The sequence below is a fragment of the Pseudomonas sp. FP597 genome (genome assembly GCF_030687435.1).
In the GTDB taxonomy this organism is placed as follows: Bacteria; Pseudomonadota; Gammaproteobacteria; order Pseudomonadales; family Pseudomonadaceae; genus Aquipseudomonas; species Aquipseudomonas lactucae.
Genome location: NZ_CP117432.1, coordinates 4,885,004 through 4,897,733, shown reverse-complemented (window position 1 = coordinate 4,897,733; position 12,730 = coordinate 4,885,004). Strand labels below are relative to the sequence as shown.

Annotated in this window: 14 protein-coding genes; 10 read left to right on the top strand and 4 right to left on the bottom strand. The window is 61.7% G+C overall.

The window, feature by feature from the left end:
- Nucleotides 1-53 precede the first annotated feature (53 nt).
- From PSH66_RS22320 to PSH66_RS22305, 4 genes are all read left to right on the top strand, one after another.
- Nucleotides 54-767: a GntR family transcriptional regulator gene (locus PSH66_RS22320; RefSeq protein WP_078825755.1), complete on the top strand. Its 714-nt coding sequence runs from the start codon at nucleotides 54-56 to the stop codon at nucleotides 765-767.
- On the top strand, nucleotides 764-1,783 hold the full coding sequence (locus PSH66_RS22315) for an ADP-ribosylglycohydrolase family protein (protein WP_305427676.1): 1,020 nt from the start codon (nucleotides 764-766) through the stop codon (nucleotides 1,781-1,783). The genes PSH66_RS22320 and PSH66_RS22315 overlap by 4 nt, the downstream gene beginning before the upstream one ends.
- An 85-nt stretch (nucleotides 1,784-1,868) precedes the next feature.
- Nucleotides 1,869-3,335: a cytosine permease gene (locus PSH66_RS22310; protein ID WP_305427675.1), complete on the top strand. Its 1,467-nt coding sequence runs from the start codon at nucleotides 1,869-1,871 to the stop codon at nucleotides 3,333-3,335.
- Nucleotides 3,328-4,245 carry a PfkB family carbohydrate kinase gene (locus PSH66_RS22305; protein ID WP_305427674.1) on the top strand — a complete coding sequence of 306 codons (918 nt, stop codon included), beginning with the start codon at nucleotides 3,328-3,330 and terminating at the stop codon, nucleotides 4,243-4,245. The genes PSH66_RS22310 and PSH66_RS22305 overlap by 8 nt, the downstream gene beginning before the upstream one ends.
- Nucleotides 4,246-4,299: 54 nt before the next feature.
- On the opposite strand, the gene PSH66_RS22300 is transcribed toward PSH66_RS22305, so the two are convergent.
- From PSH66_RS22300 to PSH66_RS22290, 3 genes are read right to left on the bottom strand one after another with little or no spacing between them, the layout of a single operon-like run.
- The gene (locus PSH66_RS22300; RefSeq protein ID WP_305427673.1) at nucleotides 4,300-4,677 is read right to left on the bottom strand and encodes a Rho termination factor N-terminal domain-containing protein; all 378 of its coding nucleotides are present in this window, start codon (nucleotides 4,675-4,677) and stop codon (nucleotides 4,300-4,302) included.
- A gap of 49 nt (nucleotides 4,678-4,726) precedes the next feature.
- Nucleotides 4,727-4,993 (bottom strand): hypothetical protein, encoded by a 267-nt coding sequence (locus PSH66_RS22295; protein WP_003175591.1) that lies wholly within the window; start codon nucleotides 4,991-4,993, stop codon nucleotides 4,727-4,729.
- 51 nt (nucleotides 4,994-5,044) lie between these two features.
- Nucleotides 5,045-5,389, bottom strand: coding sequence for a hypothetical protein (locus tag PSH66_RS22290; protein WP_078734326.1), 345 nt, complete (start codon nucleotides 5,387-5,389; stop codon nucleotides 5,045-5,047).
- A gap of 189 nt (nucleotides 5,390-5,578) precedes the next feature.
- On the opposite strand from PSH66_RS22290, the gene PSH66_RS22285 reads away from it, so the two are divergent.
- From PSH66_RS22285 to PSH66_RS22260, 6 genes are all read left to right on the top strand, one after another.
- Entirely contained in the window at nucleotides 5,579-6,058 is a 480-nt protein-coding gene (locus tag PSH66_RS22285; protein WP_042945927.1) for a GNAT family N-acetyltransferase, read from the top strand.
- A 158-nt stretch (nucleotides 6,059-6,216) separates the two neighbouring features.
- Nucleotides 6,217-7,038, top strand: a complete 822-nt coding sequence (locus PSH66_RS22280) for an SDR family oxidoreductase (RefSeq protein ID WP_003175588.1) — start codon at nucleotides 6,217-6,219, stop codon at nucleotides 7,036-7,038.
- Nucleotides 7,039-7,124: 86 nt separating this feature from the next.
- Complete coding sequence (locus tag PSH66_RS22275) at nucleotides 7,125-8,069, top strand: substrate-binding domain-containing protein (RefSeq protein WP_370694861.1); 945 nt, start codon at nucleotides 7,125-7,127, stop codon at nucleotides 8,067-8,069.
- Nucleotides 8,066-9,565, top strand: a complete 1,500-nt coding sequence (araG, locus tag PSH66_RS22270) for an L-arabinose ABC transporter ATP-binding protein AraG (protein ID WP_305427671.1) — start codon at nucleotides 8,066-8,068, stop codon at nucleotides 9,563-9,565. The genes PSH66_RS22275 and araG overlap by 4 nt, the downstream gene beginning before the upstream one ends.
- A 19-nt stretch (nucleotides 9,566-9,584) precedes the next feature.
- Nucleotides 9,585-10,550, top strand: a complete 966-nt coding sequence (gene araH / locus PSH66_RS22265; protein ID WP_305427670.1) for an L-arabinose ABC transporter permease AraH — start codon at nucleotides 9,585-9,587, stop codon at nucleotides 10,548-10,550.
- Nucleotides 10,551-10,689: 139 nt separating this feature from the next.
- Entirely contained in the window at nucleotides 10,690-11,493 is an 804-nt protein-coding gene (locus PSH66_RS22260; protein WP_042945151.1) for an IclR family transcriptional regulator, read from the top strand.
- On the opposite strand, the gene PSH66_RS22255 is transcribed toward PSH66_RS22260, so the two are convergent.
- Entirely contained in the window at nucleotides 11,494-12,546 is a 1,053-nt protein-coding gene (locus tag PSH66_RS22255; protein ID WP_305427669.1) for an NAD(P)-dependent alcohol dehydrogenase, read from the bottom strand.
- Nucleotides 12,547-12,730: the final 184 nt, after the last annotated feature.

Genomic DNA, 12,730 nt, shown 5'->3' with positions numbered 1-12,730 from the left:
CACTGAAATAATTCGCTTGCCCTGACTCGCGGCTTTCGGTTATCAATTTGTACATGATTAGACATGTTCGATTTGATAAGAAAAAACGCGTCGTCGACGAGCTCATCCGCCGTATCGAAGGTGGGGTGATGGTCGACGGTTTCCTGCTGCCCGGTGAGCATCAATTGGCCGAGGAGTTTGCGGTCAGTCGCGGCACGCTGCGTGAGGCCCTGGCCGAACTCAAACGGCGCAATTACATTGCGACGCAGAGCGGTGTCGGCTCCATCGTCACTTTTGACGGCATGGTGCTGGATCAAAACAGCGGTTGGGCCCAGGCCCTGGCTGACACCGGTGCACGGGTGACCACCGATATCCTGCGCCTGGAAGCGGTGACCCGGCCGGACCTGTTCAGCCGCTTCGGCAGCGACCAGTTCATCGCCCTCGACCGCCGCCGGCGCACCACTGACGGTACCGCCGTGTCCCTGGAGCGCTCGTTGATGCCCGCCTGCGGTGGGCTGGAAAGCCTGCCCCGGTTGGGCCTCATCGACGACTCCCTGACCATTACCCTGGCCGCCTACGGTTTCATCGGCGCCGAGGGTGACCAATGGATCGGTGCCGAACCCCTGAACGATGAAGACGCCGAATTGCTCGGCCGCTCGACGGGCAGCGTGTTTCTCAAGGCGTCGCGTACCACCTACGACCGTCGCGAGCGTTTCATGGAGTACGTCGAGAGCTTGCTCGACCCGCTGCACTTTCGCCTGCACCTGCAGTTTGGAGCGTCAAAATGACCCCGCAAGCCCGCGCACTCGGCGCCTTCTACGGCTTGGCCCTGGGCGATGCTTTGGGCATGCCTACCCAGTCCCTGAGCCGTGAGCAAGTGCAACAGCGCTTTGGCAGCATCACCACCTTGGAAGACGCCGGCTCTGATCAGCCCATCGCACCCAACATGCCGGCGGGCTCCATTACCGACGACACCGAACAGGCGATCCTGGTCGGTGAGTTGCTGGTGGAAGGCCAGGGCAAGATCGAACCCGGCGTACTCGCTCAGCGTTTGATCGACTGGGAAGCGGTGATGCGCGCCAAGGGTTCCCAGGATTTGCTCGGGCCCTCGACCAAGCGCGCAATCGACATGGTCCTTGCCGGGCATACGCCGCAGGAATCCGGACGTTTCGGCACCACCAATGGCGCCGCCATGCGCATCACGCCGGTGGGGATCGCCGCGGATGTGCGCGAGCCGGCGCAGTTTATCCAGGCGGTGATCCAGGCGTGCCAGGTCACCCACAACACCACATTGGGCATCTCCAGCGCGGCGGCGGTGGCGGCGGTGGTGTCCGCCGGCATCAACGGTGCCGACCTGGGCGAAGCCTTGAACATCGGCACCCAGATCGCCCAACAGGCGCAAGGCCATGGCCATTGGGTTGCCGGCGGGCGTATTTCCACGCGTATCAGTTGGGCGCGCACCTTGAGCGTCGGCAGCGGCGACAAGGCCCTGTTTGCCGACTTGTTGTATGAGTTGATCGGCACCTCCGTGGCCTCCCAGGAGTCGGTCGTCGTGTCGTTTGCCCTGGCCCAGCAAGTGGCGGTGGGAGACATGAACGCGTTCGAAGCCCTGTGCCTGGCCGCCAGCCTGGGCGGCGACACTGACACCATTGCTGCGATTCTGGGAGCGATGCTGGGGGCGTGCCTGGGCATGCAGTGCTGGCCCGAGGCGATGATCGAGCAGGTCAAACGGGTCAACGGCCTGGATTTGCAGCCGCTGGTTCAGGGGCTGATCAAAATTCGCCAAGCGCCGCTGCCACACTGAACTCGTTGCGTCAGGAAGACCAAGAGTCGATCCACCTTAAGTATCTGCCACAACCACAACAATACAGGCACCAGGGAGCATCTTCATGAGCAGCACCTCTTCCGGCCAAAGCGCCGGCCAATTGGAAACGCGTGGCATCGAACCAGTCCCCGAAGGCGAGTGCAACGGCCATCCGCTGCAACTGTTCTGGGTATGGTTTGCCGCCAATATCAGCATCCTCGGTTTGCCGCTGGGCGCGACGCTGGTGGCGTTTCGTGGCCTGGCGATCTGGCAGGCGATCATCGTGGCGATCCTCGGCGCCGCCGGTTCCTTTGCGGTGGTGGGCATCATCTCGATTGCCGGCCGTCGTGGCCGTGCGCCGAGCCTGACCTTGTCCCGCGCGATCTTCGGCGTCCGCGGCAATATCGGGCCCACGCTGGTGTCGCTGATGTCGCGCCTGGGCTGGGAGACGGTCAACACCACCACCGCCGCATTCGTGTTGTTGTCGTTGTGTTCGATCCTGTTCGGTTCGGCGGTAGAGGCGAAAAGTGCACCGCTGCTGACGCTGATCTTTATCGGCATTTTCGTGCTGCTGACCCTGGCGGTTTCCGGCCTGGGTCATGCCACGCTGCTGGTGATCCAGAAGTGGGCCACCTACGTGTTCGGTGCGTTGAATATCCTGGTGGGCGGTTTCCTCTGCGCCACCATCGACTGGAGCGCCGTATTCAACGCCACACCGGCCCCGCTGAGCGCGATGATCATCGGCATCGGCACCATGGCCGCCGGTACCGGTATCGGTTGGGCCAATGCCGGCGCCGATATGTCGCGCTACCAGCACCGCAGCGTCAAGGCCGTGCGCCTGGTGGCATCCGCCGCGTTCGGTGCGGGCATTCCGCTGGTGTTGCTGATCACCCTCGGCGGCCTGCTGTCGGTGGGTAACCACGACCTGGCCTCGGCCACCGACCCGATCATCGCGATCCGCGATATGTTGCCCACCTGGATGGCCGTGCCGTACTTGATCACCGCGTTTGGCGGGTTGCTGCTGTCCAATAACCTGTCGGTGTACTCCGCCGGTCTCACTACCTTGACCCTCGGTTTGAAGGTCAAGCGCGTGCATGCGGTGATTGTCGACATCGTGGCGATCTTCGCCGGTTCGATCTACTTCATGCTGATCGCCGACAGTTTCTACGGCCCGTTCATCACCTTTATTTCGTTGCTGGCCGTGCCGATTACCGCGTGGGTCGGCATCTTCGTGGTCGACCTGATCCACCGTCACCACTACAGCGCCAAGGACCTGCTGGACGTCAGCCCAAGCAGCGCCTACTGGTATCGCGGCGGTGTGGAGTGGCGCGCATTCGGCGCCTGGGCCGTGGCCATCGTGCTGGGGTTCTGCTTTACCACCATCGGCACCACGGCCGAGAACATCTGGTTCGCCGGACCGTTGTCCGACTCCTGGCTGGGCCATAACGGCCTGGGCTGGATCGTCACCTTCCTGGTTGCCGGCGGGATATATGCGGTACTGGGCGGCGCGACTGACCGTCGCCGGGCGTCGGTCGAGAGTGCCCATGTCTAGATTGCTGCACACCGGCCAGGTCATCGTCGACCTGGTCATGGCCTTGGATACCTTGCCCGCGAGCGGCGGTGATGTACTCGCCAAATCGGCCAGCTTCGAGGCCGGCGGTGGCTTCAATGTGATGGCTGCGGCGCGGCGCAACGGTTTGCCGGTGGTGTATCTGGGGCGCCACGGCAACGCTCGTTTTGGCGACCTGGCGCGCGCGGCGATGCAGGCCGAGGGGATTGAGATGGCTTTGGCGGCCAGCAGTGACAAGGACACTGGCGTGTGTGTATCGCTGACCGAAGCCAGCACCGAACGCACCTTTATTTCCCACCTCGGGGCAGAGGGCGAACTCAGCGCCGAGGACCTGGCTCGGGTCGTGCCGCAGGTTGATGACTACGTCTATGTCAGCGGCTACAGCCTGCTCCTTGAGGGTAAGGCGCAGCCGCTGTTCGACTGGCTGTTGGCATTGCCACGGGCAATCGTGGTGGTGTTCGATCCGGGACCGTTGGTCAAGGCAGCGGATTCGACCTTGATGCGCCGGCTCTTGCCGCGTATCGACATCTGGACCAGCAATGGGCCGGAAGCGCTGGCGTTTACCGGTGCGTCGGACATCAGCGCCGCGCTGCCCGCGTTGAGCCGGCACCTGCCCGCCGACACCCTGCTGGTGGTGCGCGATGGGCCGAATGGCTGTTGGGTGGGGCGTGTGGGGCAGGTTGAGCGCGTGCCGGGTTTCAAGGTGCAGGCCGTGGACAGCAATGGCGCAGGCGATGCGCATGCCGGGGTGTTTATTGCGGGATTGGCCAACGGTCTGGCGCCGGCTGTGGCCGCACGCCGAGCGAACGCGGCGGCGGCGTTGGCGGTGACGCGCTGGGGGCCGGCGACCTCTCCCGGCACCACTGAAGTTGACGCATTGCTAGCTGAATAAACACGAACAAAAATGTGGGAGGGGGCTTGTTCCCTCCCACATTTTGAGCTGTGTTCAACCGGCCTTTTTCAGCGCCGCGATCAGCTCATCCTTGCGCATCGTCGACCGTCCGGGAATATCCTTGGCCCGTGCTTCTTTCATCAGGCTTTCCTTGGTCTGAGTCCCCAGCGAAGCACCGCTGTTGCGCGGATGCCCCTCCCGGCTGGCCGCCGCTCGCTTGGCCGAGTCCTGTCGGTCCTGGGCCTTCTTCGCCGGCGCCTTGCGCAGGCCCCCACCGGCCTTTTCACCACCGCCGGACTGCTTGTTGACGGTGGCCCAGGCGCGGGCTTCGGCTTCGTCCTTGGAGACGCCCTTGTGCTCGTAGCTGTCCTCGATATGAGCGGCTTTGCGCTTCTGTTCAGGGGTGTATTTGGCTTTGCTTCCACGAGGCATCGCAATACTCCTTCTGGCCCTGATCATCGGGCCAGGCCAGATCAATGGATTACTGAGTGCGCTCACCGTCGAGCTTGCGCGCCTCATCCACTCCCGACGCGGTCAGCTTGATCGGCAAGTTCAACGCATATTCGCCGGCGTCGTCGGTGGTCACATGACCATCCTTGATAAAACCGCGGTCCTGCAGGCCGGCCAACACACCGGCCACTTCCTTTTCGCCACGGTAGTTGTCCAGCACCTCCTTGCCCAGGCCCTGTGGGTGGGCGTGCAACAGGCGGGTGAGGACTTCTTTTTCAAGGTTTTTATCGACGTTCATGCATACCTCTTCACTGGAAAATGATCGGGTGTCGGTCTTGCGTACGCAGGCTCAAGGCGCGGGTTGTTTCGGTGCGCCAGGGACGTTGGAATCATCACCCTTATTGACGCCGGGCTGATTAACGCCCGGGCCCATCTTGCCATTGCCGACAGCAGCAGGCGCCTGGCGCTGGGTGTCCTGGCCACGAGTGCGTGGGTCGGCGCCGTTATCGATGATCGCGCCACCATTGGTGTCGAGACCGGTACCCATCGAATCCTGGGATTCCTGAGTAGCGGGGCTTGGCGGGCTACCGACCGGATCGGTAGGGCCGGTGGTCGAGCCGGCGGCAAATGCGCTCAGCGAAGCGGCGGACAGCAGGCCGGTGAGGGCGAGGGCAGCAAACTTGGCATTTTTCATGAGTGCGTCTCCATAGGATTAATGTCCTTACCCTTAATTGGTCAGTTTTCAATTATTGATCGTGCCTTGACGGCGACGAACGGTTTGCCCTCACCTGTAAGTTTTTGTGTGCCGGCGTCAGTAATTGCACTGCAATCAGTCATCAAAGCGCCTTAGTATGTGCACTTCGACATTGCCCAAGGCTTGCCCATGACCATCGAGATTCGCCCTGCGGTGCCCAGCGATGCTGCGCAGATCCTGACGTTCATCACTGAACTGGCCGAGTACGAGAAAGCCCGGCATGAAGTGATCGCCAGTGTGGTGGACATTCAGCGCAGCCTGTTCAGCGAAGGCGCAACCGCCCATGGCCTGATCTGCTTGCGCGATGGCTTGCCGATTGGCTTCGCGGTGTTCTTCTTCAGTTACTCCACGTGGCTTGGCAGCAACTGCCTGTACCTGGAAGACCTGTATATCAACCCCGAACAACGCGGCGGCGGGGCCGGCAAGAAGTTGCTGCGCCACCTGGCGAGGATTGCCTTTGATAACGGTTGCGCGCGTTTCGAGTGGAGCGTGCTGGACTGGAACGAACCGGCGATTGCGTTCTACAAATCCATCGGCGCCCAGCCCCAGGAAGAGTGGGTGCGCTACCGCATGGAAGGTGATGCATTGCGCGACTTTGCCTTGGGCTGATTCACGTCGCCTTCAAAAAAACCGGCCTTGAACAGGTCGGTTTTTTTATTGTTTTGTTCATAATATGGGATGCAAATTTATATATTGAGATATTTCTGAATCTGGGTTTATAGTCGACGGCATCAGCACTCACTACCAAAAATAAAACAGGTGAAGCGATGCAGGCACAACCGTTGTCACTCCCTGCCGTGCCCGAGCCCACTTACGGCGAGCGGCTCAAAGGCAAGGTGGTGATCATCACCGGCGCCGCCCAAGGCATTGGCGAAGCGATCGTCGCGTGTTTCCAGGCGCAGCAGGCGCGGCTGGTCATCGCCGATATCCAGGGCGAAAAAGTCGAGCGCGTTGCCGCCCATTGGCGCGAACGCGGCGCCGAGATTTACGCGCAAGCCATCGACATCACCGCCAACGAGCAGTGGCGGGCGTTGGTGAATATGACCATCGAGCGCTTTGGTCGCGTGGATGTGCTGGTCAACTGCGCCGGCGTCAACGTGTTCCGCGACCCCCTGGAAATGACCGACGAAGACTGGCGCCGCTGCTTCGCCATCGACCTCGACGGTGCCTGGTTCGGCTGCCGCGCGGTACTGCCGCACATGATCGAGCAGGGCATCGGCAACATCATCAACATCGCCTCCACCCATTCCAGTCACATCATTCCCGGTTGCTTCCCGTACCCGGTGGCCAAGCACGGCTTGCTCGGCCTGACCCGCGCCTTGGGCATCGAATATGCGCCCAAGGGCATTCGCGTCAATGCCATCGCGCCGGGTTATATCGAAACCCAGCTCAACGTCGATTACTGGAACGGCTTCCCCGACCCCCACGCCGAGCGTCAGCGCGCCTTCGATTTGCACCCGCCCAAGCGCATCGGCCAGCCGGTCGAGGTGGCGATGACGGCGCTGTTCCTGGCTACCGACGAAGCGCCTTTTATCAATGCCACTTGCCTGATGATCGATGGCGGGCGGTCTGTGATGTACCACGACTAGTCCTTGAAACGCTCAATAACAAGAAGAGGTGCTCCATGCTTGGCAAAAACAGGTTCAAGAAGACACTCGGTGCCCTGGCACTGGCGATGGCGTTCAGTGGCGTTGTATCGGCTGAAGAAGTGAAGATCGGCTTTTTGGTCAAGCAGGCTGAAGAGCCGTGGTTCCAGACCGAATGGGCCTTCGCCGAAAAAGCCGGCAAGGAACACGGTTTTACGGTGATCAAGATCGCCGTGCCCGACGGTGAGAAAACCCTCTCGGCCATCGACAGCCTGGCCGCCAACGGCGCCAAGGGCTTTGTGATCTGCCCGCCGGACGTGTCCCTCGGCCCTGCCATTGTGGCCAAGGCCAAGCTCAACGACATGAAAGTCATGGCGGTGGACGACCGTTTCGTCGATGCCAAGGGTAATTTCATGGAAGACGTGCCGTACCTGGGCATGGCTGCTTTCGAAGTGGGCCAGAAACAGGGCGCCGCGATGGCCGCCGAAGCGAAAAAACGCGGTTGGGACTGGAAGGAGACCTACGCGGTAGTCAACACCTTCAACGAACTCGACACCGGTAAAAAACGCACCGACGGTTCGATCAAATCCCTGGAAGAGGCCGGCATTCCCAAGGATCACATCCTCACCGCCGCGCTGAAAACCCTCGACGTCCCCGGCAGCATGGACGCCACCAACTCGGCGCTGGTCAAACTCCCAAGCGGCGCAAAAAACCTGATCATCGGTGGCATGAACGACAACACCGTGCTCGGCGGCGTGCGCGCCACCGAAAGCGCAGGCTTCAAAGCGGCCAACGTGATTGGCATCGGCATCAATGGCACCGACGCCATCGGCGAATTGAAGAAAGCCGACAGCGGCTTCTTCGGCTCCATGCTGCCCAGCCCGCACATCGAGGGTTACAACACCGCGCTGGCGATGTACGAGTGGGTCACCGCCGGTAAAGAGCCCGCCAAGTATACCGCCATGGACGAAGTGACCCTGATCACTCGTGCCAACTTCCAGGAAGAACTGACCAAGATCGGGCTGTGGAAATGACTGCTGCGGCCCTGCGGTTTGACGGTATCGGCAAAACCTTTCCCGGGGTCAAGGCGCTCGACGGCATCTGTTTCACCGCCCACCCGGGGCAGGTACACGCCTTGATGGGCGAAAACGGCGCCGGCAAGTCGACGCTGCTGAAGATATTGGGCGGTGCCTATATCCCCAGCAGCGGCACGCTGCAGATCGGCGAGCAGACCATGGCCTTCAAGTGCGCCGCCGACAGCATCGCCAGTGGCGTGGCGGTGATCCACCAGGAGTTGCACCTGGTGCCGGAAATGAGCGTGGCCGAGAACCTGTTCCTGGGGCATTTGCCGACGCGTTTTGGCGTGGTCAACCGGGGCCTGCTGCGTAAGCAGGCCCTGGCCTGCCTCAAGGGCCTGGCCGATGAAATCGACCCGGACGAGAAGCTCGGGCGCTTGTCCCTGGGCCAGCGCCAATTGGTGGAAATCGCCAAGGCGCTGTCCCGTGGCGCCCATGTGATCGCCTTCGACGAACCCACCAGCAGCCTCTCGGCGCGCGAGATCGATCGCTTGATGGCGATCATCACGCGCTTGCGCGACGAGGGCAAAGTGGTGCTCTACGTGTCGCACCGCATGGAGGAGGTGTTCCGTATCTGCAATGCGGTCACGGTGTTCAAGGACGGCCGCTACGTGCGCACGTTCGAGGACATGAGCGCGCTGACCCACGACCAGTTGGTGACCTGCATGGTCGGTCGCGACATTCAGGACATCTACGACTACCGCCCGCGCGAGCAGGGCGAGGTGGCGCTCAAGGTCGACGGTCTGCTCGGCCCTGGCCTGCGTGAGCCGGTGAGTTTCGAAGTGCGCAAAGGCGAAATTCTTGGCCTGTTCGGGTTGGTCGGGGCAGGGCGCACGGAGTTGTTCCGCCTGCTCAGCGGCCTGGAACGCGCCAGTGCCGGCAGCCTGGAACTCTGTGGCGAGCCGTTGCAGTTGCGCTCGCCTCGCGACGCCATTGCCGCCGGTGTCTTGCTGTGCCCGGAGGACCGCAAGAAGGAAGGCATCATTCCGCTCTCCAGTGTGGCCGAGAACATCAACATCAGTGCGCGGGGAGCCCATTCGACCTTCGGCTGGCTGCTACGCGACGGTTGGGAAAAGGGCAACGCCGAGCATCAAATCAAGGCGATGAAAGTCAAGACGCCGAACGCCGACCAGAAAATCATGTACCTCTCCGGCGGCAACCAGCAGAAGGCCATTCTCGGCCGCTGGCTGTCGATGCCGATGAAGGTGCTGCTGCTGGACGAACCAACCCGAGGCATCGATATCGGCGCCAAGTCGGAGATTTACCAGATCATCCACAACCTGGCGGCCAACGGCATCGCAGTGATCGTGGTGTCCAGCGACCTGATGGAAGTCATGGGCATTTCCGACCGCATCCTGGTGATGAGCGAAGGCGCCCTGACCGGTGAAGTGACCCGCGACCAGGCGGACGAAGCACGGCTGCTGCAATTGGCACTTCCGCGTACGCGGGCTTGAAGAATAAGAGGGTGTAGGCATGTCTCAGGTAAAAACCGCAAAAAGCTTCTGGCCAGGGTTCAACCAGCGCAAGTTTCTCGATGACTGGGTGATGTTGTTGGCTGCCCTGAGTATCTTTTTGCTCAGCGCGTTGTTCATCGACAACTTCCTTTCACCCCTGAACATGCGCGGGTTGGGCCTGGCGATTTCCACTGTGGGTATCGCCGCGTGCACCATGCTGTTCTGCCTGGCGTCGGGGCACTTCGACTTGTCGGTGGGTTCGGTGATCGCCTGTGCCGGCGTGGTGGCGGGGATTGTGATTCGCGATACCGACAGCGTGGTGCTTGGCGTATCGGCAGCGTTGGCCATGGGCCTGGTGGTGGGGCTGATCAACGGCATCGTCATCGCCAAGCTGCGGGTCAATGCGTTGATCACCACCTTGGCGACCATGCAGATCGTACGCGGCCTGGCCTATATCTTCTCCAACGGCAAAGCGGTTGGCGTCATGGATGAACGCTTCTTTGTGTTCGGCAACGGCCAACTGATGGGCGTGCCGGTGCCGATTATTATCACCGTGTTGTGCTTTGTGTTCTTTGGCTGGCTGTTGAACTACACCACCTACGGACGCAACACCATGGCGATTGGCGGTAACCAGGAAGCCGCGTTGCTCGCTGGGGTCAACGTTGATCGCACCAAGATCATCATCTTTGCCGTGCACGGCTTGATCGGTGCGTTGGCCGGGGTGATTCTCGCGTCGCGCATGACCTCGGGCCAGCCGATGATTGGGCAGGGTTTCGAGCTCACGGTGATCTCGGCGTGCGTGCTGGGCGGCGTGTCGCTGAGCGGCGGTATCGGCATGATTCGGCATGTGATTGCCGGGGTGCTGATCCTGGCGATCATTGAGAACGCGATGAACCTGAAGAACATCGACACGTTTTATCAGTATGTGATCCGTGGTTCGATCCTGCTGTTGGCGGTAATCATCGACCGCATGAAACAACGCTGATCAAAAGCCCTATGAGGGACAAATGTGGGAGGGAGCAAGTCGAATCGTCGCACCGCCCCTCCCACAATGGATCTCCTCTGTTCCGAAGGGCAGCATTTGCCATAATGGCGCCGTTTTCGTACTTCCCAATAGGCCCGATATGCAGGAAACCCCTCACACCCCCGTCAAAGACGCCGCCCCCACCGGCACCCAGACCCTGCTGCGTGGCCTGGGCGTGGTGCAAGCGGTAGCGGCCGGTGCGCGGGATCTGAAAGAGATCGCCAAGCGCATCGGCACCACCCGCAGCACCACCCACCGCCTGGCCAGTTGCCTGGTGGAAGAGCGTTACCTGCGCGTGGTGCCGCAAGTCGGTTATCTGCTGGGGCCGAAGTTGATCGAGCTGGGGTTCCAGGCCCGCGAAGAATTGCCCTTGGTGACGCTGGCGGTGCCGTACCTGGATGAATTGTCGGCACTGACCGGCGATACCATCCACTTGGCCATTCGCGAATACGACGACGTGCTGTACCTGCACAAGAACCCTGGCCGCAACGGCCCGGAAATGCGTTCACGGGTCGGCCATCGCATGCCGTTGGCGCGCACGGGCGTGGGCAAGGCGATGCTGTTGGATGACTCGGTTCAGGAGTGGCAACGCCTGTACGAAACCAGCTTGCCGGCGGGTGGGAAAAACCTGCAATGGCCGCAGCACCCGGAACAGTCCTGGGCGCAGTTCGAGCAGCGCATGCACGAGTATGTGCTGGGTGGTTATGCGTTCGATCTGGAAGACAACGAACCGTCGATCCGTTGCGTCGCCGCACCGGTGCGCGATGCCAGCCGGCGAATCGTCGCCGGCATCAGCATCGCCAGTACCGTGCCCTACATGCCGCTGGAGAAAATGGCCGAGCTGATACCCGTGATCAAGCAGGTCGCAGCGCGGCTGTCGGCGGAGTTGGGCGCGAAGGCCTGATCAGGCCTTCAAGGTCGCCATGTCGATGACAAAACGATACTTCACATCACCGGCGATCATGCGCGCATAGGCCTCGTTGATCTGACGGATGTCGAGCATCTCGATGTCGCAGGTGATGCCATGCTCGGCACAGAAATCCAGGACTTCCTGGGTTTCGGCAATCCCGCCGATCAGCGAGCCGGCCAGCACTTTACGGCCCAATACCAGTTTGGCGGCGTTGACCGGCGGGTCCACCGGCTCGATCAAACCGACCAGAATATGCACGCCATCAAAGCGCAGCACGTCGAGGTAGGGGTTCAGGTCGTGCTGCACCGGGATGGTGTCCAATAGGAAGTCGAAGTGCCCGGCAGCGGCTTTCATCTGCTCGGCGTCGGTGGACACGATCACATGGTCGGCGCCCTGGCGGCGGCCTTCTTCAGCCTTGCTCGCGGAGCGGGTGAACAAGGTGACTTCGGCGCCCATGGCCTTGGCGAACTTGATGCCCATGTGGCCCAGGCCACCCATACCGAGAATCCCCACCTTGTCGCCGGCCTTCACACCGTAGTGCTTGAGCGGCGAATAGGTCGTGATGCCGGCGCACAGGATCGGCGCGGCGCTGGCCAGGTCAAGCTTGGCCGGGATCTTCACCACGAAGTGTTCGCTGACCACGATGCTGTCGGAATAGCCGCCCATGGTGTTGCTGCCATCCACACGGTCCGGGGTGGCGTAGGTCATGGTCGGGCCTTCGAGGCAATATTGCTCAAGGTCTGCTTTGCAGGCGTCGCAGTGGCGGCATGAATCGACCATGCAGCCGACGCCGACCAGGTCGCCGACTTTATGGGCGGTGACGCTGGCGCCGACGGCGGTGACTTTGCCGACGATCTCGTGGCCCGGCATCAGTGGGTACACGGCGATGCCCCACTCGTTGCGCGCCTGGTGAATGTCGGAGTGGCAGACGCCGCAGTATAGAATCTCGATGGCCACGTCATCGGCGCGTGGGCTGCGGCGTTCAAAGGACATCGGGGCGAGGGGAGTGGTGGCCGACTGGGCGGCGTAACCGATGGCGGTGTACATGGGGGAACCTCGCAAAAGCAGTGAAAAGTGAGGCGGGCCATTCTCCCCACCGCGCCTGCGGGCGGCCATGGCGATTGCTCCGAGTCTCATGCCTAAAGCTCCGGGGGAGCAGTTGAAAGCGGCAAGCGCCAAGCTACACGCGATAAACTGCGAACTTTCTTGCAGCTTGTGGCTGAAAGCTTGC